Source organism: Cellulomonas fulva (genome assembly GCF_018531375.1).
GTDB classification, from domain to species: domain Bacteria; phylum Actinomycetota; class Actinomycetes; order Actinomycetales; family Cellulomonadaceae; genus Cellulomonas; species Cellulomonas fulva.
The window spans coordinates 1,014,770-1,037,757 of sequence record NZ_JAHBOH010000001.1 but is presented as its reverse complement, the minus strand read 5'-3'; the positions used below and the strand labels follow the sequence as shown (position 1 = coordinate 1,037,757).

The following is a 22,988-nucleotide window of genomic DNA, read 5'->3' as shown; positions in this document are numbered from 1 at the left end:
CTGCGTGCTTCCTTCCTGGTCGGCCGGCAGGCCCGGCGGGTGGGATGGGAGGGACCCACTCCCTCTCTCGAAGGACGGCCTCATGCCCTTCATCACGACCTCCGACGGCACCGAGATCTACTACACCGAGCAGGGCGCCGGACGTCCCGTGCTGTTCAGCCACGGCTGGCCCCTGAGCTCCGACGCGTGGCAGGTGGAGCTGAAGCTCCTGGCCGACGCGGGCTACCGAGCCATCGCCCACGACCGACGGGGCCACGGCCGCTCGTCGAAGACCTCCGTGGGCAACGACATGGACACCTACGCGCGCGACCTGGCCGAGCTGGTCGAGGCGCTCGACCTGCGCGACCTCGTCGTCGTCGGGCACTCCACCGGCGGTGGCGAGGTCGTGCGGTACGCGGCGCAGCACGGCGTCGGGCGGGTGGCCAAGGTGATCACGGTGGGCGCCGTCCCGCCGCTGATGGTCCTGACCGGGAGCAACCCCGAGGGCACGCCCATCGACGCGTTCGACGCGATCCGGGCCGGGGTGCTGAGCGACGCGTCGCAGTTCTACCAGGACCTGTCCGTGCCCTTCTTCGGCGCGAACCGTGAGGGCTCGGCGGTCTCGCAGGGGGCGAAGGACGACTTCTGGCGGCAGGGCATGCTGGTCAACCTCGCCGCGGCGTACGACTGCATCAAGGCGTTCTCCGAGACCGACTTCACCGAGGACCTGAAGGCGCTCGACGTGCCGATCCTCATCGCCCACGGCGACGACGACCAGATCGTGCCCATCGGCGCCGCGGCCCTGAAGACCGCCGAGATCGTCAAGCACGGCACCCTGAAGGTGTACCCGGGCGCGCCGCACGGCATCTACGGCGACTTCCGCGCCGCGCTCGACGCAGACATCCTCGACTTCGTCGCGCGGTGAGGGCTCCGATGGCTCCCCTCACGGTCGTGCTCGTGCACGGCGCGTTCGCCGAGTCGGCGAGCTGGTCCGGCGTCGTCGAACGGCTGCTCGGCGCGGGCGTCCCGGTCGTCGCCACGCCCAACCCCCTGCGCAGCGTCGTGACCGACGCCGAGAACGTGCGCCGGGCGACGGAGGCGGTGGACGGCCCGGTGCTGCTCGTCGGGCACTCGTACGGCGGGTCCGTCATCACGCAGGCGGCGGTCGACAACCCCGGCGTCGTCGGCCTGGTGTACGTCGCGGCCTTCGCGCCCGACGAGGGCGAGGACGTGCTCGGCCTCACCGGGCAGTTCCCCGGCAGCACGCTGGGCGAGACCGTCCGGTCCTACCCGCTGGGCGACGGGTCGCACGACCTGGTCGTCGACCGCGCGCTGTTCCCCCAGCAGTTCGCGGCCGACGTGCCGGTCGCCGCGGCAGCGGTGCAGGCGGTCACGCAGCGGCCGGTCCGCGACGTGGCGCTCGGCGAGGCGCAGCCCGCCGGCACACCGGCCTGGCGGTCCCTGCCGTCGTGGTTCGTCTTCGGGGACGCCGACCGGAACATCCCGGTGACGGGACTGCGGTTCATGGCGCAGCGTGCCGAGCCCGTGTCCGTCACCGAGCTCCCCGGGGCGTCCCACTCGGTGATGGTGTCCCGGCCCGACGAGGTCACCGCCGTGATCCTGCAGGCGGTGGAGCACCTCACGCGCTGACGTCGCGACCGTCGTCGACGTGACGGCGACGGCACGACGAACGGCACGACGAACGGCACGACCAGCACCACGACCAGCATCAGCAGCACTGCGACGGCCCCGTGCGCGGCACGGGGCCGTCGTGGCGTCGGCCCGGCCAACCTCTTGCGCAATAGTGTGCGGCGCACGGTATGGTGTGAGGCGTGGAGGACACCGGAGCGCTCGAGACGCACCTGCAGGAGCTGCGGCGCGGCACCGTCGTGCTCGCCTGCCTGCGCCTGCTCGCCGAGCCGGGCTACGGCTACGGCCTGCTCGAGGAGCTGGGGCGCCGGGGGTTCGACACGGACGCCAACACGCTCTACCCGCTGCTGCGCCGCCTCGAGAAGCAGGGCCACCTGACCAGCGAGTGGAACACCGACGAGGCGCGGCCGCGCAAGTTCTACCGGACCAGCCCGCAGGGGCACGTCCTGGCCGACGCGCTCGCCACCGACTTCCGCGCGATCGCCCGCGCGATCGAGACGCTTCCCGGCAAGGAGTGACCGTCATGTCCCGCAGCCCCGTCCCGTCCGACGCGCCCACGAGCCTCCGCGAGCGCTACGTCGACGCCGCGATGCGCACCGTCCCGGAGCGCCAGCGGGAGGACCTCGCCGCCGAGCTGCGCGCCGCCATCGCCGACCAGGTGGACGCGCGGGTCGAGGCCGGCGAGGAGCCGGAGGTCGCCGAGCGCACGGTGCTCACCGGGCTCGGCGACCCGGACCGCCTGGCCGCCGGGTACACCGACCGCCCGCTCCACCTGATCGGCCCCGACTACTTCCTCGACTGGCGGCGCCTGCTCACCCTGCTGCTGTGGATCGTCGTGCCGTGCGCCGCGGTCGGCGTCGCGATCGCGCAGGGGATCGACGGCGCGTCCTTCGGCTCGATCGTCGGGACGGTCGTCACCACCTCGCTCGCGGTCGCGGTGAACCTCGGCTTCTGGACCACCGCGGTCTTCGCCGTGGTGGAGCGCACCGTCGGCCGCGCCGACCTCGGGCTCCCCGCGTGGGACGTGGACCGGCTGCCGCAGCCGCGGCCCCGGGGGACCGGCCTGGGCGAGATGGTCGTCACGCTCGTCCTGCTCGCGTTCGCCGCCGGTGCCGTGCTGTGGGACCACGCCGTGGGCTGGGTGCTGCCCGACGAGGGTGCGCGTCAGTCCCTCCTCGACCCGGACCTGTGGCCCGGGTGGATCGGGTACCTGCTCGTCGTGCTGGCGCTCGACGCGATCGTGGCCGTCGCCGTGTACGCGCGTCAGCGCTGGACGTACGGCCTGGCGGCCGCGAACGCGGTGCTCGACCTCGCGTTCGCCGTGCCCGCCCTCTGGCTGCTCACCGAGGGGCGCCTGGTCAACGACGCCGTCTTCCCGGAGCTGCTCGGCGAGGGCGGCACCGAGGCCGCGGGCGTGCTCGCGGTCCTGGTCGCGTGCGGGATCGTCGCCGGGTCGCTCTGGAGCGCGGTCGACGGCTTCCTCAAGGCGCGGCGGGAACGCACGCGCGCTGCATGAGCACGACGAGGAAGCCCGGCCGGTCCGTCTCGCCCACCGGCTCGAACCCGAACGACCGGTACACGTCGTCCAGGTGCGGGTTGGACGCACGGTGGTCCAGGCGCAGCCAGGACACGCCGGCCGCGCACGCCCGCGCGTAGGCCCACTCCACGAGCTGCCGCCCGAGCCCGGTGCCGGAGGCGCGCCGGTCGACCATCAGCCCGTGCACGTACAGGGCGGGTGCGTCGTCGTCGCCCCAGTACTCCGGGTCCGACCGGATGACGCGGACCGCCGCGAGCACGCCCTCGTCGTCCCGGACCACCCACCACTCGCCCCGCTCGACCTGGGCGGCCACGCGCTCGACCGGCGCGCCCGACCCGACCGGCCACTGGTCGACCCCGCGCCGCGCCATCCACTCCTCGAGCGCGCGCCGCAGCGCGCGGATCCCGGCGACGTCCTCGGCGGTCGCGGGCTCCGGCAGCACGGGCATGGTCCCGACCCTACGACGCACCCGCGGCCGCGGGCGCGGGCCGCGTTGCCCCGGTCATCGGGTGCGGCGTCCGGGTGGACCCCGCCGACCGCCGTGCGCGAGGGGGTCCGCCCTTCGGGCGAACCGCTCAACCGCCCGCCGCGTGGTGCCGATCGTGCGGGCATGCCTCAGCCGACCGCCGCCCCTCGTCGACGGGCGCTGCTCGCCTTCGCCACCGTCGTCGCCCTGCTCGTGACGCCCTTCGCCGCCACGTCGGCCGCCGCCGCGCCTCGCGCCGCCGCCAGCCTCAGCATCACGAAGATCCGTCCGGTCAACGCCGGGCCCCTGGTCGCCGGGGAGAAGCTCAAGATCGCCGGCACCGCCTCGGGCTCCCTCGTCGGCCACTGGGTCAAGGTGCAGCGCCTGGTCGGGAAGAAGTGGGTGCCGGTCACCGGCGCGGTGAAGGTGACGCGGAAGAAGACCTTCGGCCTCGCGGTCAAGGCCTCCGGCAAGGGCGCGACCAGCTACCGCGTCGTCACCGCCCCGACCCCGAAGGTCCAGGGAGCCGTGTCCAAGCCGCGCACGATCAGCACCTACCGGTGGCTCTATCTCGCGGACCTGCCGACCAAGGACGCGGACAACGCCCACACCGGCGCCTACTCGGTCAACGGCAGGCGCTACGCGCAGTCGATCGAGCTCTACGAGAACTACGGGTACGGCTACGTCTCGTACGACCTCAAGCGCAAGTGCGTGAAGCTGGCCTCGGCCGCAGGGGTGTCGGACGACAACGACATCAGCGTGTGGTCGACCGGCGAGATCTCGCTCGACGGCCAGCCCGCACTGACGCAGACGTACCACGCGGGCACCACCTACACCGTGCGTCAGGACGTCACGGACGTCCTCCAGCTCGATCTGGCGATGGTCGACAGCTCGGACGGCAGGTTCTTCGCCACGGACGTGGTCTACGGGAACGCGCGGGTGCTCTGCCGGTTCTGAGCACGCAGCAGCGGCCCGCGATGCGGCCCGGTCAGCACCACGGCGACCAGCCGTCGGCGCCGCTGAGGTAGTCCCGCACCTCGAGGCCGCGGGCCTCGGCGCGGGTCAGCTGGGGACGGTCGTCGGTGACGAGGGCACCCGGACCGCGGTTGTGGTGCTCGGCGAACCGCGCGTCCCGCCACGACCAGCCGCCGGAGAAGTCGCTCCAGGCCGTCGCGCCGACGTGGTCGCCGATCCACGAGTCGCGGACCAGGACCTGGCCGAGGGCGGCCGGGTCGTTGCTCGGGTGCCACGGCCGGCCCAGGAACACCGTGCCCGCGGGCGCGTCGCTGGTGAACCGGGAGCCGGTGAAGAGGAACCCGTACGGGTTGGCGATCGAGGTGCTCGGGGCGGTGACGTAGCCGTTGTTGGTGCTCGACCCGCGCGTGAGCGAGTGGATGCGGCACCCGTCGAACACCGCGCTGGCCCGCCCGAAGATGAAGTCCACGTCGCCCTCGACGTAGCAGTCCCGGAAGTAGGCGCGCGCGACGACGTCGGCCGCGGAGCTGTTGACGTACAGCGTGTCCTGGTTCCCCAGGAACCGGACGTCGTCGAACACGAGCCGGTCCGCCCGCGTGAGCACGGCGACCGCCTGCCGGTTGGTGATCTCCGGGTGCGCGGCCTCGTCGAACGTGTTCGCGAACGTGAGGTTGCGCGCCGTGAAGTCCGCGCCGTCGATCGTGACGCTCGCGCTGCCGGAGGTGCCGTACGTGCCCGAGCCGTCGGGCTTGGCCGTGCCGTTCGCGTTGTCGTAGGAGATCACCACGTCCTGGGCGTCGCGTCCGGTCCCGACGAGCGTCAGGTGCGGCTTGGCCGCGGGGACCTTGACGAGCTCGTGGTACTCCCCCGGCCGGACGGCGATGACCCACTCCCGTGTGCGCGCCTCGGGCGCCGCGTCGATCGCGGCCTGGACGCTCGTGAAGTCGCCACGGCCGTCAGCCGAGACCGTCGCGTCGGCCCGCAGGCGGTCGCCGTGCCCGCCTGAGCGCCCGGTCGGTCCGGCCTGGGCGACGGCGCTCGTCGGACCGCCCACCGTCGCGACCGTGACGGCCGCCGCGACCGCCAGGATCTGGAGTCGTCGTGCACTGCGCATGCCCCACCTCTTCGTGGTAATCGCTTTCCCGACGACCTCGACAGTAGGGGCGGCCATGCGCTGGCGTCAACGGCACCCACGGCCTCACGGCCTCGCCCGATCGGCCCGCCCGGTTCGCTCGAATTGCGTAGTGACTACCGACGCGCGGCGGCCGGGCGAGCCCGACGCTGGTGCGGACGCTGTGTTGTCGAGACGCCGAGGGGGCCGAGATGACGAGGCACGCACAGACCGCGCACGCGCACGCACCGGAGGCGGAGGCGCCGGTCGCCACCGCGGCACCCCCGGGCACGGCGCCCCCGCTGCACCCGGCAGCGCTCACCGGGCTGACGGTCGGGCACGTCGACGACCCGGCGGAGGCCGCGGCCGAGTCCCGCGCGACCTCCGTGCTCGCCCGCCTCCGCCGGTACAGCGGCGGCCCCGGCGGGTCCGCCGGCTCGCGCAGCGCGTCCCAGCCGGCCGAGGTGGGCCGTGCGGGCGGCGCGGTCGCCGCGGACCGCAGCAGCCAGATCACGTCCATGCTCGGGCGCGGCGCGCCGCTCGCGCCCGACGTGCGCAGCCGCATGGAGGCCGGCTTCGGGACGTCGCTGGACCACGTGCGCGTGCACGACGGTCCCGCGGCCGCACGGCACAGCGACGCGCTGGGCGCGAACGCGTTCACGGTCGGCAGCGACGTCTTCCTCGGCTCGGGGATCGACCCGGGCGACCCGCGCGGCGAGCACGTCCTGGCGCACGAGCTCGCGCACGTCGTCGCCGAGCCCGGCGGCTCGCACGCCCGGCGCGACCCGAAGGACGGTGAGCCGAAGGAGCTGACGGCGTCCGAGATCGCCGCGGGCGCGCTGACCGGCAAGAAGAACTTCTCGCTCGACGGCGTCGCGTCGACCGCGGTGGCCGACGCCGCCGGGCTGCTCTGGACGGGTCTCACGGCCGATCCCGGCGGCGACCAGTGGACCAGCGCCGACGGCACCAAGCGGTACCGTCGGCCCAAGTTCAAGCCGAACCAGGGCAAGAAGCAGGCCAACTACGAGTCGCTGCCGCCGGCGAACCCGCGGGGTTTCTGGAAGCGCAACGCCCACCTCGACATCACGGACTGAGGACATGAGAGCTGAACTGCGTGGCGCCCACACCCTCGACGACGGCCGTCCGGTCGAGGAGTACCACCCGGCGGACCCGGCCGACGACGGCGTCCGGCTGCGGCTGCTCGTCGGCCCTGCCGACGCGCCCGGAGAGGAGTCGTTCGACGTCGTCGTCTGCACCCCGCGCTGGATCCAGCGCGTCGCCGACGAGCACGGCCCCCAGATCGGGCGGCACCTGCTGGTCGTGAGCTCGCTGGACCTGCCGGCCGCGGTCGAGTTCCTCGCCGCGCACGTCGCCTCCCTCGAGGCCGACGACTGGGCCGGGCTCGCCACCGAGCTCGCGCGCGTCGGGTACTGGGAGTTCGAGGACTACCAGGAGTAGCCGGTCCTGGTGACCGGGTGACGCGGGGTCGCCCGCCCTGCCGCCGGCCCGGGCCGGCGGTAGCGTGCGGACGATGCGCACCGAGCCGAGCCCCGTCCGCGCGGCCCGCTGGGCCGTGGTCCCGGCGGTCGTCGCGCCCGTCGCGATGATCGGCGGCTGGACGCTCGCCGAGTCGCTGCAGGACCACGTCGACCCCGTCGCGGAGACGATCAGCTCGCTCGCCGCCGCGCCGTCGTCGGCGACGTGGGTGATGACCACCGGCCTCGCGCTGACCGGCCTGGCGCACGTGGCGACCGCCGCGGGGCTGCGGCCCGTCGCGCCCGTCGGCCGGGCGCTGCACGCGGTGGGCGGGCTGGCGACGCTCGCGGTCGCCGCGCTCCCGGTGGACCAGCACCCGCGCGCGCACGGCGTCGCCGCGGCGGTGGGGTTCGGCGCGCTCGCGCTCTGGCCCGCGCTGGGCGTCCGGCGGGGCGGCACGCAGGAGGCCGGGGTGCTCCGGCCGGCTGTGGGGCTCGCGGCCAGCGGCGGGCTGCTCGTCCTGCTCGCGCTCTTCGTCGCGGAGCTGCAGGGCCTCACGCCCGACGACGGCGCGGCGACCGGGCTCACCGAGCGCCTGCTGGCCGGCGCGCAGGCGCTGTGGCCGCTCGTCGTCGTCGTCGCGCTGCTCCGGACGGCACCCCGTACGCCCACCGACCCCCCGGCGGGTGCGTGATGACCGCGCCGGCGTTCACCACCCGGCCGGAGCTCAGCGGCACGTTCGGCATGGTGGCCTCCACGCACTGGCTCGCCTCGGCCGTCGGCATGCGCACCCTCGAGGCGGGCGGGAACGCCTTCGACGCGGCGGTCGCCGCGGGGTTCACGCTCGCCGTCGTCGAGCCGCACCTCAACGGGCCGGGCGGCGACGCGCCGATCATCGGCTACCGCGCGCGGGACGGCCACGCGTTCGTCGTCTGCGGGCAGGGGCCGGCGCCCGCCGCCGCGAGCACCGACGCGTTCCGCGACCTCGGGCTGGACCTGGTCCCGGGCACGGGCCACCTCGCGGCCGTCGTGCCGGGCGCGTTCGGCGCGTGGCTCGACCTGCTCGCCCGCTACGGCACCCTGCCGCTCGCGGACGTCCTCGGCCCCGCCCTCGGGTACGCGCGGCACGGGTTCCCGCTGGTGGCGGCAGCGGTCCGCACCATCGCCACGGTCGAGGGGATGTTCCGCACGCACTGGCCGACGAGCGCGGCCACCTGGCTGCCGGGCGGTCGGGTGCCCGCAACGGGCGAGCTGTTCACGCAGCCGGCGCTCGCCGACACCTTCGAGCGGCTGCTGACCGAGGCCGCGGCGGCGGGCGGTGACCGCGAGCGCCAGGTCGAGGCCGCGCGCCGCGCGTTCTACCACGGCTTCGTCGCGGAGGCCGTCGACGAGTTCCAGCGCGGGACGCCGGTGCACGACTCCTCCGGCCGGGCGCACACCGGTCTGCTCCGGGCGGACGACCTCGCGGCCTGGCGCGCAACCGAGGAGCCGACGGTCACGACGAGGTTCGCGGGCCGGACCGTGCACAAGTCCGCGGCGTGGGGCCAGGGGCCGGTGCTGCTGCAGCAGCTCGCGATGCTGGAGGCGCTGGGCGTCGGGGACGGCGGGGACGTGGACGACTCCGCCGAGCTGGTGCACATCGTGCTCGAGGTCGCGAAGCTCGCGTTCGCGGACCGCGAGGCCTGGTACGGGGACGCGCCCGACGTCCCGCTCGCGGCGCTGCTGTCACCCGCCTACGCGGCCGAGCGCGCCCGGCTCGTCGGGCACGACGCGGCGGACGGCCTGCACCCGGGGTCACCGGACGGCCGGGCCCCGCGACTGCCCGGCCTGCTGCGCACCCTGCAACGCGCCGAGCCCGGAGCGGACGGAGGTGCGGGCACGGGCGAGCCCACCGTCTCGTCGAGCGGGCTGAGCCCCGGCGACACGTGCCACGTCGACGTCGTCGACCGGTGGGGCAACCGCGTCTCCGCCACGCCGTCAGGCGGCTGGTTGCAGTCCAGCCCGGTGGTCCCGGGGCTCGGGTTCGCGCTGCCCACGCGCGCGCAGATGTTCTGGCTCGAGCCCGGCCTGCCGAACAGCCTGGTGCCGGGCAGGCGCCCGCGCACGACGCTCAGCCCGGGCCTGGTGCTCGCCGACGACGGCTCCGGGTTCGCGTTCGGCACCCCCGGTGGCGACCAGCAGGACCAGTGGACCGTGCCGTTCCTGCTCCGCCACCTGATCGGCGGCCGGGGTCTCCAGGCGGCGATCGACGCTCCGGCGTGGCACTCGACGCACGTCCCGAGCTCCTTCTTCCCGCGCACCCACGTCCCGCGCGGGGTGCACGCCGAGAGCCGGCTCGGCGAGCGCGTGCTGGCGGACCTCGCGGCGCGGGGGCACGACGTCGAGGTCGTCGGGCCGTGGACGCTGGGCCGGCTCAGCGCGGCCGGCGTCCGGGCGGACGGCATGCTGGTCGCGGCGGCCAACCCGCGCGGTGCACAGGGCTACGCGGTCGGCCGCTGACGCCCCACCGCAGCGGTGAGTCGTGCAGCGTCAGTCGTGGAGGGCCCAGCCGTGGGGTGCGGCAAGGTCGTCCGCGGCGCTCGGGCCCCAGGACCCCGGGGCGTAGGGCTGCGGCTCGGGGCGTCCGTCGCCGAGCAGCGGGTCGAACGCGGCCCACGCCGACGCCAGCCCCTCGGCGGTGGTGAACAGCGCACGGTCGCCGACGAGCACGTCCTCGATGAGCCCGGCGTACGGCGGCACCGGCTCGCCCGGCTCCACGTCCTCGAGCGCCAGGTCGACGGTGCCGGTGCCGAGGGCGAGCTCCGTGCCCGGCCGCTTGACCGTGGTGACCACCTCGATGCGCCCGGACCCCGCGAGCGACACCTGGATCCGGTTGGGACCCACGGGCTCACCGAAGAGCTCGTCGGGCGCCCGCAGCACGAGCGTGACCTGCTGCGCGGACCGGGCCATCCGCTTGCCCGTGCGCAGGAGGAACGGCACGTCGCGCCAGCGGTCGGTGTCGACCCAGAGCCGCGCGGCCACGAAGGTGTCGGTGGTCGAGGAGTCGTCGATGCCCTCGATGTCGCGGTAGCCCTCGAACTGGCCGAGGACCACGTCCCGTGCCGGGTCGAGCGGCCGGAAGTGCCGGATGACCTCCTCGCGCGCCGCGCTGAGCCCGGCCGCGTCCAGGTGCTCGGGCGGTTCCATCGCCACCTCGGCGGCGACCTGGAAGAGGTGCGTCACCAGCATGTCGAGCGCGGCGCCCGTCGCGTCGTAGAACTCCGCGCGCTGCGCGACGTCGAGCGTCTCGGGGACGTCGATCTGCACCTGCGCGACGTGCTCGCGGCTCCACGCCCCGCCGAAGAGCTCGTTCGCGAACCGCAGGACGTGCAGGTTCTGCGTCGCCTCCTTGCCCAGGAAGTGGTCGATGCGGAACACCTGGTCCTCGGACAGCGCCTCGTGCACCGTCTCGTCGAGCTCACGGAAGCCCTCCGGCGAGGTGCCGTACGGCTTCTCGTAGACCACGCGGATGCCGTCCGTCAGGCCGGCGCGGTCGAGCGCGCGGGTGATGGGGCCGAACGACGAGGGCGGCACGGCCAGGTAGTGCACGACGTCGACGTCCTGCGGTCCGGCGTCGGTGCCGTCGACGAGCACGCCGCGCAGGCGGTCGAGCTCGCCCGGCAGCTCGTCGGCGCTGTCGTCGTCGCTCACGTCCCCGCAGTAGGCGGTGTGGTCCGTCAGCTCGTGGGCGCCGCGCGCCGCCTCGTCGTCCCCGTGCTCGCCCACGGCGTCGTGCAGCAGCTCGTCGAACTCCTGGGAGCTGATCGGCGTGCGGCCGGTACCCAGGAGCGCCCAGCGCTCCGGCATGAGCCCGCGGCGCTGGAGCAGCGCCAGCGCGGGCAGGACCATCCGGCTCGCGAGGTCACCGCGCGCGCCGTGCAGGACGAAGATCAGGGGCTTGTCGGGAGCCACGTCGGACCGCCTCTCGTCGGTCCTCTCGACGCTAGGCGCCTCGGTCGCCTCCCGCTCGTCGTGCTGACGATCGCGGCCGCGGCGGGCCGGCCGTCACGCGACCAGCGAGCGCGTGACCCCCACCTGCTCGGCGAGCACGCCGCCGATCGTCGTCTGGGTGTCGTTGATCCGCTCCACGGCCGTCCGGATGTCGGCGAGCGCGGAGACGACCGCGTCCACCTGGCCCTGGATCGCCCGCACCTGCTCGCCGACCTGCGTCGTCGCGGTCGCGGTCGCGGTGGCGAGCTCCTTCACCTCGTGCGCCACGACACCGAACCCCCGGCCGGCGTCGCCCGCGCGCGCGGCCTCGATGGTCGCGTTGAGCGCGAGCAGGTTGGTCTGCGCCGCGATGGACTGGATGACGTTGACCACCTGGCCGATCTGCGTGCTCGACTCGCCCAGCGCGGCCACGTCCTCCCCCGCGGACTCGACGAGGCGCTGCCCCTCGCCCGCCGTGGCGGCCGCGGCCCGCACGTTGGACTCGACCTCCTCGATGGACGCGACCAGCTGCCCGCCCACCGCCTGCAGGCGCTCCTCGTCGAGCAGACGCGTGCGGACCTGGCCTACCAGGAACGCCGTGTTGCGCAGCGCGTCCGCGCGGCTCTCGCTCAGGTCGAGCTCCTCGAGCGCGAAGAAGTCCATGGTCCCGACGATCCGCCCGTCGACCTCGACCGGGAGGCAGACCCCCGAGCGCACGCCCGCGCGCCGCGCCGCGGGCGCCCGCACGCAGTCGGTCACGTCGGCCAGGTCGCGCACGAACACGAGGTCACCGGAGGCCCACGCCCGGCCCGCCAGGCCCACGCCGCGGGCGAACGACGCGCTGCGCGTCACGTCGCGGAACTCCGGGCCGGCTGAGCCGACCTCCCGCTCGAACCGCAGCACCCCCGCGGCCTCGTCGACCGCCCAGTAGGACCCGTACGCCCACCCGAAGCTGTCCCGGATGGTCTCCAGCGCGCTGGTGAGCGCCGCCTCGGAGCTCGCGGCGCGCGTGACGTCGCGGATCACCCGGTTGACCGCCGTGACGTCCTGCGCCGCCGACGACTGCCGCTCGGCGTCGTCGAACCGCTCGACCGCCTCCGACACCAGCACGGCGACCGCCCGCAGGGTCTCGAGGCGGTGCTCGGACATGGCGCGCTCGTCGCGCGCGAAGAAGTCGATCGTCCCCGTGACCTCGCCGCGGACCGACACCGGCAGCGAGACCGCGGACCGCACGCCGCACCGGTGCGCCTCGTGCGCCGGCGGGCACTGCATCACGGCACCGAGCTCGCCGACGAACATCACGTCGCGCTGCTGCAGCGCGCGCCCGTTGATGCCCTCCCCCGGCGCGAAGCTGCTCTCCGCGACCACCCGAGAGAACTCGGCGCCCAGGTCGCCGTCGGTCTGCGCGACGTGCAGCCGGCCGTCCGCCCCCAGCCGCCAGGAGGACGCGTGGTCCCACCCGAAGTGCCGGCGGACGGAGCACAGCGCGGCGGCCAGCGTCTCGTCGATGCCGTGGACGCCCGCGACCGCGCGCACCACCTCCGTCAGCGCCGCAGCGTTGGCGTGCGCCTCCTCCAGCAGCTGGGTGTCGCTGACGGTCTCAGCACGACGACGAGCCATGGTTCCCCCGGTGTGTGACGGCACGTGAGCGGTTGCCTGTACCCACCATCGGGCGCGCCGACGCCGATCTGAGGAGGCGGCGCCGACGAGGTCGTGCGGCCACGCCGCGTGCTACGTTCCGCGCCATGGCGACGCCGCACCCGTCCGACGCGCTCGTCGTCAGCACGCGGTCCGGCGGCCAGACCCTCGGCCTGACCTTCGACGACGGGCCGCACGCGGACAACACGCCGGCACTGCTCGCCGTGCTCGCGGAGCACGACGTGAAGGCCGTGTTCTTCGTGTGCGGAGAGAACGTCCGGGCGCACCCGCAGATCGTGCGCGACATCGTCGCCGGCGGGCACGTGCTCGGCAACCACTCCACGCACCACGACGACCTCGGCACCTGGCCGGCCGACGCGGTCGAGGCCGACCTGCGGGCCACGGACGAGGCCGTCCGCGACGCCGCGCCCGGCGCCCCGGTGCCGTTCTTCCGCGCGCCGTACGGCCACTGGGGCGTGACACCCCAGGTGGCGAGCGGCCTCGGGATGCGCAGCGTCGCCTGGGCGTACGACATCGGCGACTGGGACCCGCCGAGCGCCGACGAGCTCCTGGCCCGGCTGCTCACGGGCGTCGAGCCCGGCGCGGTGGTCCTGCTGCACGACGGTGGCGGCGACCGCACCCCGACCGTCGAGGCGGTCGCGCGCTTCATCCCGCTCATGCGGGCGCGCGGCTGGTCCTTCGACCTCCCCGCGGGCGCCGACTGAGCCGAGCGCGTCAGCGCAGGTGCTGCGCCAGGAACGCGTCGACCGCGGCGTGGTACTGCGCGGGGCGGTCGCGGCGCACGCAGTGGCCCGCGCCCTCGACGACGACCGTGCGCAGCAGCGGGTTGTCGACGAGCTCGGGCCGCGGCGCCATCGGCGCCTGCGGCGGTAGCACCAGCAGCGTCGGGACGACGAGCGCGCTGAACAGCTGCTCCCACGCGGGGTCACCCAGGAACAGCCCTCGCCGCACGTACGCGCGGTCGACGAGCGGGCGGCTGTCCGCCCACGCCTCGATCTCCGCATCGCTCCACGGCGTCTCGCGCCGCATGCGCGCGAGCTCCGCCGCGCGGTCCCGCTCGGTCGCGATCAGTGACGACTCGACGCTCGCCACGGTCTCCGGGTCGGCGACGAAGGCCTCACCCCCGTCCGCCGGCGCGGGCGCGCCGTCCGGCTTGGCCGGGTCCTCGAGGACGAGCGCGGCGACCGTGTCCGGCCGGGCGAGTGCGGCGCGCAGCGCCAGGAGCCCGCCGAGCGAGTGCCCGACGAGGGCGACCGGGCGCGGCAACGACGGGGATTGGGTCAGATGACCTCGGTGACCAGACCCTTTGCAACAACCCGGGGCCCCTCCAGCACCAGGAAAGTCGCGCTCGGATAAAGAAAGGGGCGAGCCAGCTCGGGGACGAGGAATCCGACGCTATACTCCAGCGATCCGGAGTTTTTCGCTCCCGTCGATTGGAGCAGGATACTCAGGGCGTCAGCCGAAGCTGGCCATCCCGGGTGGACGGTAGCGTCGTCACCCAAAGGGAACACGCAAATCGCCCCGTAGACCGGCGCTGTGGGCGGCCCTGTGCGCCGTCCGCCCTCCTCTGGCTTAAGCCACACCACGTCCGCTGTCGCCAACGGGTCGTCGATTCGCTCAATCATTCCCACAGCCTAATGCCATCCATAGACGCGTTGATCAGGTCCAGTTGACTGGCCACGAACGAGCGCAGGGAGCTGGTCGAGCTGCGCCGCCGCACTCGGGTGCTGGAGATGGAGGTCGAGTTCCTGAAACGGGCGTCGGCCCAATTAGCCAGGGAGAACGTCCTCCTAAAATGAGCGCCCGGCTGGTCCAGGAGCTGGCTGCCGACGGGTTGCCCGTAACGCTGACCTGCCGGGTGATCGCCTGATCGGCGAACTCCCGGGCGCTCGGCGCTCGCCCGACGGGCTCGTAGAGCCCGGACCGCGAGAACTGCAGCGGCATGATCACCACACCGTAACTGGCTGTCCGGGAAAACCGGGTCAGGCTCCACCTCGACGCACGCCCTGCCGTCCTGGCCACGATCGCCCAGCGCCACCTCGCGTGCCGCCAACTCGACGCTAGCCGAGTACGGAGAGCATCGCGCCCGACGCTCCCCAACGCGCGCGCACCAGCCCCTCCTGATCCTCTCTGGCCTGAAGGACCACATGAAACGGCAGCGCCGGGCGGTCCCACCACTCACCCGATGCAATTGGTTCGGCGTAGGTCTCCGAGGCATGAGCAATCGTCCGAGCCAGCGTGCCCAACTCCGCCGAAGGCTCGTCGGACAACACCTCGACCGCGTCGAGGACCGTAACCACGATACCGACTTGCAACGGCAGCCAATCCATGTCGGCCAGGCACTCGTCGAACGCTGGCCAGTTCTCGCCGAAGTAGTACGGGAACTGCAGTGCAGCAGATACCTCGTCAAAGAGTCCACCCACGGTCCGCATCTTGCGGCCTCGAACGTGCCGTACCGTCAGACCAGCCTCGCGCCATCCCCACGACTCTTCGGTTGCGCGTCTCTGATCAGCGCGGAGGAGCATCAGCGGTGCAGATCCGTGGATCTCGAAGAGATTTCGCGGGTCCATCAGTCGCCCCTCCAGGACTGGGTGAACGATATGTAGTGGTCACTCGTATAGTACGTCGACCCGTCGCTACCAGTCACGATCCGCTCTGATCCACGATCTACCCCCTTAGTGTACGGGTTGACGTCCCACTCCTCGCACGTTAAGAGACCGCCTTCGCCAGACTGAGGAAGGATTTGACTGCCGTTCCGGCCGTCGTCCACGATCGTTGATTATTTTGAATCGGCATTACAATTCCGTCCACCCGCAGGCGAAGGCTTCCCGTGAACGCCAATCGCGTCTTGAGTGCGGAAGGGTCCGTCGGCCGCGAGCAGGATGTCCATGTGGAGTCGGCGTGATCGCGCCACCAGGTGACCATTCCGAACGAGGGCTCTTGTAGTAGGGCCTCCCAGGCGCGCCAGACGGCCTCGAGGCGGCTGATCGCTTCGGCGTTCCCACCACCGCGGCGACCACCGGTAGGCCGCCTGCGGGCCCACGGGGCGCGTAGAGCACGGCTAGGTGCTCGGTGACGAACTCCCCGACGTTCGCGATCACCGTGCCCGGCTCCGCCGGATTCTCGGCCGGCAGGGGTTCTCTGCCGTCGTCGACAGTGACGTTCCACTCCCCCGGGTCGTCGATAGTGGTCACCAGGTCCTCGCCTCCTGCGTCGTCGCCTGCCCTGCGGGGTCATTCGCGACGAGCGACGCGCGCACGGCGTCGGCGTGCGGGCCGGTCATCCACGGCTGGGGGTAGAGCTTGCCCGTCGACTCGACGAACGCGGCCGGGTGGAACTCCGGACGCCCGGGCTGTGGGGTGACCCACTGCACCACGGCGCGCGCGGTCAGGCACGACAGCATCTGCGGGGCCGTGCCGTAGATCCCGCCGCGCTGCTTGTCGGAGCGTTGATCCGCCGCGGACCTGCGTGGCGACCCTGCCGTAGCCGAGTTCGAAGTGCGGGGCGAGCAGGGAGGCGGCGTCAGGTCGGCAGGAGGCCCGAGACGACGAGGTCGGCGCGGGTCGCGGTGGCGTCGATGACGAGGGCGTTGCGGCCGTCGACCTCGGTGGCCCACGCCGCCGCGGCCTCGGGCGTGCGGCCGTGGCGGGTGTGCCGGTCGACCAGCCGCCGCTCGCGCTCGTCGGCGGACGTCTCGCAGAACCACGCCTCGTCGAGCACGTCGCGGACCTGCCCCCACGGCTCGTCGGGGACCAGCAGGTAGTTCCCCTCCGCGACGACGACCGCATGGTGCGGCTCGACCGCGATCTCCGCCGCGACGGGCTCGTCGACCTCGCGCCGGAAGCTCGGCGCGTAGACGGTGTGGTCCTGCTCGTCGCGCACGCGGCGCAGCAGCGCCAGGAAGCCCCACCCGTCGAACGTGTCGAGCGCGCCCTTGCGGTCGTGGCGGCCCAGCGCGTCGAGCGTCGCGTTGGCCAGGTGGAAGCCGTCCATGGGCAGGTGCACCGCGTCGTCGCCCAGCGCGGCGACGAGCCGCTCGGCGAGCGTCGTCTTGCCCGCGCCGGGGCTGCCGGTGATGCCGACCAGCACCCGGCGGCCGCCCGCGCGCGCGTGCAGTGTCCGCACGCGCGCGACGAGCGTCGCGAGGTCGGCGGCCTCAGGCGGCACGGTTCGCCTCGAGCAGACCGAGCATGTGCTGCCGGGCGTGCGCGGCCAGCGCCGGCCCGTCGGTCCACAGGTTGCGCCAGACCGCCAGGTCGTTGGACAGCGTGGGCGACACGACGGCCGACGAGAACGACTCGAACGTGATCGGCCCGCGGTAGTCGACCGCCGCGAGGGCGTGGAAGAAGGAGGTCAGATCCAGGTGGCCGCTGCCCAGGTAGCCGCGGTGGTTCTCGCCGACGTGCACGTAGCCCAGCCTGTCACCCAGCAGCAGGACGGGGCGCACGAAGTCGTCCTCCTCGATGTTCATGTGGTACGTGTCGAGGTGGACGACGACGTTGTCGGCGCCGATGTCGTCGGCCAGCCGCAGCGCGTCCGCGGCCGTGTTGATCACGTTGGTCTCGTAGCGGTTGCAGATCTCGAGGCCCAGGGTCATGCCCCGGCCGTCGGCCTCCTTCGCGAGGTCGCGCAGCGTGGACACCACGTTGGCCCGGCCCGCCGCCGAGAGCGGGGCGCCGTACTTGCCGAGGGCGCTGTAGAGCGCGCCGGTGAAGTGCGTGCCGCCCAGGCCGTGGGTGATCTCGAGGGACTCGTGGAGCAGGTCCGCGCCGCGTGCGACGACCTCGGGGTCGTCGGAGGACACGTCGGCCGAGAACGCGAGACCGCGCGAGCACACGATGCCCAGGCCCGCGGCCTCGAGCTCGGCGCGCGCGGCGGCGACGTCGAGCGCGGGCGAGTCGTGCAGCGAGAGCTCGAGAAGGTCGTAGCCCGCCTCCTTGGTCTGGCGGATGATCTGCGTCATCTCGTCGGGCGACGTGCCGCCCGCGAAGACGAGCGCGTGGACGCCGAGCAGGTTGGTCCGGTCGGTCATGGGGTACTCCTCAGGTCAGGGCGCGCGCGGCCTGGTCCAGCTGCGCGCGAAGGAACTCGATGGACTGGGTGGCGATCGCGTCGGGGTCCGCCCACTGCGAGCGCCACAGGGCGATGTCGACGGCCGCGTCGGGCCCGACGACCGTGCTCGAGAAGGACTCGACCGTGATCGGTCCGGCATAGCCCGCGGCGAGCAGCGCGCGCAGCAGGCGCTGCCAGTCGAGCGAGCCGGTGCCCAGGGCACCGCGGTGGTTCTCGCTCGCGTGCAGGTAGCCGAGCCGGTCTCCCGCGTCCCCGACCGCGGCGGCCAGGTCGGCCTCCTCGAGCGCGGCGTGGAACGTGTCGAGGTGCACGACGAGGTTGTCCGCCCCGATCTCCTCGACGAACGCGCGGGCCTGCGCGGCGGTGTTGAGGAGGTTCGACTCGTACCGGTTGACGTACTCGACGCCGACGACGACGCCGTGGCCGGCCGCCGCCCGGGCGACCTCCCGCAGCGTGCGGACCGCGCTGTCGCGGCCCTGCGCGGTCGGCAGCGTGAGGTACCGCAGCATCGCCGAGTGGGTCACGCCGCCGACGTACGTCGCGCCGATCGCCGCCGCGAACCGCACCGCCTCGAGCAGCCGGTGCCGTCCGCGCTCGACGACTGCCGGGTCCGGCGACGTGATGTCGTCGTCGGCGCCCAGCGCGAGCGAGACCGCCGGGGCGATGCCGTGCCGGTCGAGCGCCGTCGCCGTGTCCGCCGGGTCGAGCACGGCCAGGTCGATCGCAGGGATCTCGACCAGGCCGTACCCCGCGCGGGCCGCGGCGCCGATGGTCGCGTCCGCCGCCGCGGGGCTCCAGTCGAAGCCCCAGCAGCCGGCGTGCACGCCGAGCACGTTCGTCGTCATCGTCGTGGGCCCGTCACGCGGCCTTGGCGCCGGTGATGAGCGCGACGAGCTCGTCGCCGTTGGTCTCGTCGGCCCGGCGCTCGGCCACCGCCCGGCCCGCCCGCATGACCCAGACGTGCTGGGACAGGCGCAGGACCTGGTCGAAGTTGTGGCTGATGAGCAGCACCGCGACGCCCGCGTCCTGCAGCTTGCGGATGACGCCCTCGACGCGTGCGGTCTCCTGCACGCCGAGCGCGGCCGTCGGCTCGTCCATGATGACGATCGAGCTGCCCCAGCCGGCGGCGCGCGCGATCGCCACGGCCTGACGCTGCCCGCCGGACAGGCGCCGCACGCGGCTCGTCACGGGCGGCACGTTCACCGCGAGCCCGGACAGCAGCGTCGAGGCCTGGTCGCGCATGGCCTTGCGGTCGAGCACGCGCAGCGGCCCGATGCCCTTGGTGAGCTCGCGTCCGACGAAGAAGTTCTGCCAGACGGTCAGGTCCTCGACGAGCGCGAGGTTCTGCTGCACGGTCTCGATGCCGTGCGCGCGGGCGGCCAGCGGCGAGCCGAGCTCGACCTCCCGGCCGTCCAGCGTGATGGTGCCGGAGTCGGGCCGGTGGATGCCGGACAGGCAGCGCACCAGGGTCGACTTGCCGGCGCCGTTGTCGCCGATCAGCGCGGTGACCTCGCCGCGACGCATCGTGATCGAGGCGCCCTTGAGGGCGTGCACGCCGCCGAACGACTTGGTGATGCCGTCCGCGGTGAGGATGGTGTCGGTACGGGCGTCGGTGGTGGTCATCGCTTCTGGAACCTCGTGAGCAGGGCCGCCAGGACCACGACGAGTCCCACGGCGAGCGGCTGGTAGAACTGCGAGACGGACAGCAGCGTGAGCCCGTTGGTGAGGGCCGTGAGCAGGAGCGCGCCGAGGATGGGGCCGACGATCTTGGCCCGCCCGCCGGTCAGGCTGACCCCGCCCAGGACCACCGCGGCGATCGAGTTGAGCAGGTAGTTCGTGTTGATCGCGGGCTCGGCGGCGCCGATGCGCGCGACCAGCAGGATCGACGCGAGCCCGGCGAGGGCTGCGGCCCACACGTAGACGGCGATCCGCACGCGGGACGCCTTGACGCCGTTGGCGACCGCGGCCTCCTCGCTGCCGCCGACGGCCTGCACGTGCAGCCCGTAGCGGGTCCGGAACATCACGAACCAGGCGACGACGCCGACGACCGCGGCGACCACGAACGGGTACCCGACGAAGCCGAGCTTGCCCGTCGTGAGCCGCAGCAGCTCCGGGCTGAACACCGAGATCGGCTTGCCGTCGGTGAGGATGAGCGCCGCGCCGGTGGCGACTCCGAGCGTCCCGAGCGTCGCGATGAAGTCGGTGACCTTGCCCAGCGCGATCAGCAGGCCGTTGACCACGCCGATCACCGTGGACGCCAGGATCGCGACCAGGACCGAGGGCCAGAAGGACAGCCCGGCCTGGAAGGCGAGGCCGAACCCGACCGCGCCGATCGTCATGGTCGCGGAGATCGACAGGTCGATCCCGCCGGTGGTGATGACGAACGACTGCGCGACCGCGAGGATCACCAGGATCGCCGCCGCCACCAGCATCGCCTGGATGTTGCCGACCGTCAGGAAGGTGGGGCTCAGCACGCTGAACACCACGACGAGCACGACGAGCCCGATCGGGGCGGCGTTCTCCGCCCAGAAGCTCAGGTGCCTCGCCTCGGCCAGGGCACCGGTGAGCCGGTGCGCCGGGCTCGGGCTCGCGGTGCCCGTGGGGGTCTGCCCCGACGGGCTCGTCGTCCCGTCCGCCGGGGCCGTGCCGCCCGCGGGTGCCGCGCTCATGGCTGCCGTGCTCACAGGTCCTCCAGCGGGTTCTCGAAGTCCTCGAACGGCTGCGGGAAGGCGTCCAGCGCCTGCTGCGCGTTGTCGGCGTCGACGAGCGCGGTCGGCGACTCGACGGTCTCCGGCAGCTCGGTCCCGCCGGCCGCGATCTGGCACGCCTGCAGGCCCAGCGACCCGATCGCGTACGGGTACTGCGCCACGGTCGCGCTCAGGCCGCCGTCGAGCACGGACTGCAGCGCGTCGGAGTTGCCGTCGACGCTGACCACGACGATCTCGCCCGTCTTGCCGGCGTTCTCGACCGCCTTGACGATGCCGAGGCCCATGTCGTCGTTCGCGGCGAAGAACGCCTTGACGTCCGGGTTGGCGGCGATGATGTCGGTCGCCTTCGTCAGCGCGACCTCGCGCTTCCAGTCCGCGGCCTGCTCGCCGATGATCTCGACCTGGTCGCCGACGGCCTCCTTGAAGCCGTCGACCCGAGCACCACTGGTCACGTCGCCGGCGATGCCGCCGATGATCGCGACCTGGGCGCCGGCGTCGACGTTCTCGAGCACGAAGTCGCCCGCCTTGCCGCCCGCGGCGCCGTTGTCGGTGCCGATGTAGGTGGCGGGGTCGAGGTTCGCGGCAGCCGCCGCGTCCGCGTCGATCGGGCTGTCGATGTTCACCACGGGGGTGCCGGCCGCGGCGATCGGCGCCAGCGCCTGCACCAGGTTGGTGCCCGAGATCGGGTTGACCACGAAGCAGCCGAAGTCCTGGCCCGCGAGCGCGGACAGCTTGTCGGCCTGGCCGGTGGTGTCACCGATGTCGGCGGCGGCCTGGATCGAGACCTCGACACCGGACTCGTCGGCGGTCTCCTGGATCCCCTGCTCCATGGCCTGGAAGAAGGGGTTGTCGAGCCCCTTGATGACGGCGGCGACCTTGACGTCGCCGGAGGCGCCGCCCGACGAGCCCGCGCTCGCGCCGTCGGAGGGGGTGTCGCTCCCGCACGCGGTGAGCGTGAGGGCCGCGGCAGCGGTGGTCGCTGCGAGGACGAGGACGTTCCGGAACTTCGAGGCGTCGTGGGACATGTCGTTCCTTGGCGTTCGGGGGCACCACTGCGTGCCTACTTCTTCGAAACTACGGCCACTTTTGATTGTCGTCAACCCAAAAGACCACACTTCTGTGGCACGCTGTACCAGTAACCTGAGCACCGGCAGCGAGGAAGGGGCAGCGATGGCACAGCCGACAGGGCACGCGGGGGACCTCCTGGACCTGTTCCGCACGGAGGGCGCGCTCAGCCGCATCGACGTGATCGAGCGCACCGGGCTGTCCCGGTCCACGGTGAACCAGCGGCTCGCGGCGCTCGAGCGCGCCGGGCTCATCCGCGAGGTCGGCGGGGCCGAGTCCTCCGGCGGACGGCCCTCGACCCGGTTCGACTTCGGCGCCGACCGCGCCCAGGTCCTCACCGCCGACATCGGCGCGATGGGCTTCACGCTCGCGGTCTGCGACCTCGCGGGCCGCCCCCTCGCCCACCTCTCGCGCGACGTCGAGGTGTGGTCCGGGCCGCAGACCGTGCTCGGCATGGTCCAGGACGGGTTCGACGAGCTCGCCTCGCCCGACGACGTGTGGGCGGTCGCCATCGGCGTGCCCGGTCCCGTCGAGTTCGCCGCGCACCGGGTGGTCAGCCCGCCGATCATGACCGGCTGGGACGGCTTCGACATCGCGGCGGCGTTCTCCGAGCGCTACCGCGGCCCCGTCGTCGTCGAGAACGACGTGAACGCCCGCGCGGTGGCCGAGGCCCGGCGGACCGGTCTGCAGAACCTGATCGCGCTCAAGCTCGGCACCGGCATCGGTGCCGGCCTGGTCCTCAACGGCCACATCATCCGCGGCGACAAGGGCGCCGCGGGCGACGTCGGGCACACGCGCGCGGGCCACCCCGACGCCGAGCCGCGCGCGTGCCACTGCGGCAACGACGACTGCGTGGAGACGTACGCCGCCGGCTGGGCGCTGGTGCGTCAGCTCGCCGAGCTCGGCCGCGACGTGACGCGCACGCACGACGTCGTCGCGCTCGTCGCGCAGGGCGACATGGAGGCCGTGCGCCTGGTGCGCGCCGCCGGGCGCGCGATCGGCGAGGCCGTCGCGGACCTGGTGAGCATCCTCAACCCGCGCCTGGTCGCGCTGTCCGGCCAGCTCGCCGACTGCGGCGAGGTGCTGCTGTCCGGGGTCCGCGAGCGCGTCTACCAGCAGACGCTCCCGCTGGCGACGCGCGACCTCCAGATCGTCCGCTCCGACCTGGGCGAGCTCGCGGGGGTCACGGGCCTGGCGCTCATCGCGATCGACACGCTGCTGGCCCCGGACTCGCTGGACCGCCTCCTGACCGCCTGACCGCCCCGAGCCCTCCCGATCTCGTCACTCCCGCGCGAGAGCGCGGGCCGCACCCGCGCTCTC

Annotated in this window: 26 protein-coding genes; 11 read left to right on the top strand and 15 right to left on the bottom strand. The window is 73.4% G+C overall.

Features of this window, described 5'->3' with window-relative positions:
- Positions 1–82: 82 nt before the first annotated feature.
- The 4 genes from KIN34_RS04585 to KIN34_RS04570 all read left to right on the top strand — a co-directional run bounded on the left by KIN34_RS04585 (position 83) and on the right by KIN34_RS04570 (position 3,145).
- Entirely contained in the window at positions 83–904 is an 822-nt protein-coding gene (locus KIN34_RS04585; RefSeq protein ID WP_214347329.1) for an alpha/beta fold hydrolase, read from the top strand.
- A gap of 8 nt (positions 905–912) precedes the next feature.
- Entirely contained in the window at positions 913–1,629 is a 717-nt protein-coding gene (locus KIN34_RS04580; protein WP_214347326.1) for an alpha/beta fold hydrolase, read from the top strand.
- Positions 1,630–1,811: 182 nt separating this feature from the next.
- Positions 1,812–2,147: a PadR family transcriptional regulator gene (locus KIN34_RS04575; protein WP_214347310.1), complete on the top strand. Its 336-nt coding sequence runs from the start codon at positions 1,812–1,814 to the stop codon at positions 2,145–2,147.
- Between the two features lie 5 nt (positions 2,148–2,152).
- Positions 2,153–3,145, top strand: coding sequence for a permease prefix domain 1-containing protein (locus tag KIN34_RS04570; RefSeq protein WP_214347307.1), 993 nt, complete (start codon positions 2,153–2,155; stop codon positions 3,143–3,145).
- On the opposite strand, the gene KIN34_RS04565 is transcribed toward KIN34_RS04570, so the two are convergent.
- Positions 3,111–3,614 carry a GNAT family N-acetyltransferase gene (locus KIN34_RS04565; protein ID WP_214347304.1) on the bottom strand — a complete coding sequence of 168 codons (504 nt, stop codon included), beginning with the start codon at positions 3,612–3,614 and terminating at the stop codon, positions 3,111–3,113. The genes KIN34_RS04570 and KIN34_RS04565 overlap by 35 nt on opposite strands.
- 162 nt (positions 3,615–3,776) lie before the next feature.
- Here KIN34_RS04565 and KIN34_RS04560 point away from each other — a divergent pair, with 162 nt between their 5' ends.
- Positions 3,777–4,589, top strand: a complete 813-nt coding sequence (locus KIN34_RS04560; protein WP_214347302.1) for an NPCBM/NEW2 domain-containing protein — start codon at positions 3,777–3,779, stop codon at positions 4,587–4,589.
- 31 nt (positions 4,590–4,620) lie between these two features.
- Here KIN34_RS04560 and KIN34_RS04555 read toward each other — a convergent pair whose 3' ends face one another.
- Complete coding sequence (locus KIN34_RS04555) at positions 4,621–5,721, bottom strand: pectinesterase family protein (RefSeq protein WP_237689039.1); 1,101 nt, start codon at positions 5,719–5,721, stop codon at positions 4,621–4,623.
- A gap of 209 nt (positions 5,722–5,930) precedes the next feature.
- Here KIN34_RS04555 and KIN34_RS04550 point away from each other — a divergent pair, with 209 nt between their 5' ends.
- The 4 genes from KIN34_RS04550 (at position 5,931) to KIN34_RS04535 (ending at position 9,693) form a co-directional block, all read left to right on the top strand.
- A complete protein-coding gene (locus tag KIN34_RS04550; RefSeq protein ID WP_214347296.1) occupies positions 5,931–6,812 on the top strand; it encodes an eCIS core domain-containing protein in 882 nt (293 codons plus the stop codon).
- Positions 6,813–6,816: 4 nt separating this feature from the next.
- Positions 6,817–7,176, top strand: a complete 360-nt coding sequence (locus KIN34_RS04545; protein ID WP_214347293.1) for an Imm8 family immunity protein — start codon at positions 6,817–6,819, stop codon at positions 7,174–7,176.
- 73 nt (positions 7,177–7,249) lie between these two features.
- Positions 7,250–7,888: a DUF998 domain-containing protein gene (locus KIN34_RS04540; protein ID WP_214347289.1), complete on the top strand. Its 639-nt coding sequence runs from the start codon at positions 7,250–7,252 to the stop codon at positions 7,886–7,888.
- A complete protein-coding gene (locus KIN34_RS04535) occupies positions 7,888–9,693 on the top strand; it encodes a gamma-glutamyltransferase family protein (protein ID WP_214347286.1) in 1,806 nt (601 codons plus the stop codon). Before KIN34_RS04540 ends, KIN34_RS04535 begins: the two co-directional genes overlap by 1 nt.
- A gap of 30 nt (positions 9,694–9,723) precedes the next feature.
- Here KIN34_RS04535 and KIN34_RS04530 read toward each other — a convergent pair whose 3' ends face one another.
- The gene (locus KIN34_RS04530) at positions 9,724–11,145 is read right to left on the bottom strand and encodes a glucose-6-phosphate dehydrogenase (RefSeq protein WP_214347283.1); all 1,422 of its coding nucleotides are present in this window, start codon (positions 11,143–11,145) and stop codon (positions 9,724–9,726) included.
- Between the two features lie 93 nt (positions 11,146–11,238).
- Positions 11,239–12,783: a methyl-accepting chemotaxis protein gene (locus KIN34_RS17065; protein ID WP_214347280.1), complete on the bottom strand. Its 1,545-nt coding sequence runs from the start codon at positions 12,781–12,783 to the stop codon at positions 11,239–11,241.
- A 125-nt stretch (positions 12,784–12,908) separates the two neighbouring features.
- Here KIN34_RS17065 and KIN34_RS04520 point away from each other — a divergent pair, with 125 nt between their 5' ends.
- Positions 12,909–13,526 carry a polysaccharide deacetylase family protein gene (locus tag KIN34_RS04520; protein ID WP_214347277.1) on the top strand — a complete coding sequence of 206 codons (618 nt, stop codon included), beginning with the start codon at positions 12,909–12,911 and terminating at the stop codon, positions 13,524–13,526.
- A gap of 10 nt (positions 13,527–13,536) precedes the next feature.
- Here the strand turns inward: KIN34_RS04520 and KIN34_RS04515 are convergent, their stop codons facing one another.
- The 11 genes from KIN34_RS04515 to KIN34_RS04465 all read right to left on the bottom strand — a co-directional run bounded on the left by KIN34_RS04515 (position 13,537) and on the right by KIN34_RS04465 (position 21,628).
- The gene (locus KIN34_RS04515) at positions 13,537–14,211 is read right to left on the bottom strand and encodes an alpha/beta fold hydrolase (protein ID WP_372449551.1); all 675 of its coding nucleotides are present in this window, start codon (positions 14,209–14,211) and stop codon (positions 13,537–13,539) included.
- A 671-nt stretch (positions 14,212–14,882) separates the two neighbouring features.
- Positions 14,883–15,347, bottom strand: coding sequence for a barstar family protein (locus KIN34_RS04510; protein ID WP_273544069.1), 465 nt, complete (start codon positions 15,345–15,347; stop codon positions 14,883–14,885).
- 44 nt (positions 15,348–15,391) lie between these two features.
- Complete coding sequence (locus tag KIN34_RS17465) at positions 15,392–15,592, bottom strand: ribonuclease domain-containing protein (protein ID WP_214347269.1); 201 nt, start codon at positions 15,590–15,592, stop codon at positions 15,392–15,394.
- A complete protein-coding gene (locus KIN34_RS16685; RefSeq protein ID WP_237689038.1) occupies positions 15,532–16,059 on the bottom strand; it encodes a DUF4913 domain-containing protein in 528 nt (175 codons plus the stop codon). Before KIN34_RS16685 ends, KIN34_RS17465 begins: the two co-directional genes overlap by 61 nt.
- Positions 16,013–16,225, bottom strand: coding sequence for a hypothetical protein (locus KIN34_RS04495; protein ID WP_214347267.1), 213 nt, complete (start codon positions 16,223–16,225; stop codon positions 16,013–16,015). Before KIN34_RS04495 ends, KIN34_RS16685 begins: the two co-directional genes overlap by 47 nt.
- A 119-nt stretch (positions 16,226–16,344) precedes the next feature.
- Positions 16,345–16,989, bottom strand: coding sequence for a nucleoside/nucleotide kinase family protein (locus KIN34_RS04490; protein ID WP_214347265.1), 645 nt, complete (start codon positions 16,987–16,989; stop codon positions 16,345–16,347).
- On the bottom strand, positions 16,979–17,854 hold the full coding sequence (locus tag KIN34_RS04485; protein ID WP_214347263.1) for a sugar phosphate isomerase/epimerase family protein: 876 nt from the start codon (positions 17,852–17,854) through the stop codon (positions 16,979–16,981). Before KIN34_RS04485 ends, KIN34_RS04490 begins: the two co-directional genes overlap by 11 nt.
- Before the next feature lie 10 nt (positions 17,855–17,864).
- Positions 17,865–18,740, bottom strand: a complete 876-nt coding sequence (locus KIN34_RS04480) for a sugar phosphate isomerase/epimerase family protein (RefSeq protein WP_214347261.1) — start codon at positions 18,738–18,740, stop codon at positions 17,865–17,867.
- A 13-nt stretch (positions 18,741–18,753) separates the two neighbouring features.
- Positions 18,754–19,518 carry an ATP-binding cassette domain-containing protein gene (locus KIN34_RS04475; protein ID WP_214347259.1) on the bottom strand — a complete coding sequence of 255 codons (765 nt, stop codon included), beginning with the start codon at positions 19,516–19,518 and terminating at the stop codon, positions 18,754–18,756.
- Entirely contained in the window at positions 19,515–20,579 is a 1,065-nt protein-coding gene (locus KIN34_RS04470) for an ABC transporter permease (protein WP_214347256.1), read from the bottom strand. Before KIN34_RS04470 ends, KIN34_RS04475 begins: the two co-directional genes overlap by 4 nt.
- Positions 20,576–21,628, bottom strand: coding sequence for a substrate-binding domain-containing protein (locus KIN34_RS04465; RefSeq protein ID WP_214347253.1), 1,053 nt, complete (start codon positions 21,626–21,628; stop codon positions 20,576–20,578). Before KIN34_RS04465 ends, KIN34_RS04470 begins: the two co-directional genes overlap by 4 nt.
- Before the next feature lie 145 nt (positions 21,629–21,773).
- Between KIN34_RS04465 and KIN34_RS04460 the strand changes: the two genes are divergently transcribed.
- Positions 21,774–22,925, top strand: a complete 1,152-nt coding sequence (locus tag KIN34_RS04460; protein WP_214347250.1) for an ROK family transcriptional regulator — start codon at positions 21,774–21,776, stop codon at positions 22,923–22,925.
- Positions 22,926–22,988 lie beyond the last annotated feature (63 nt).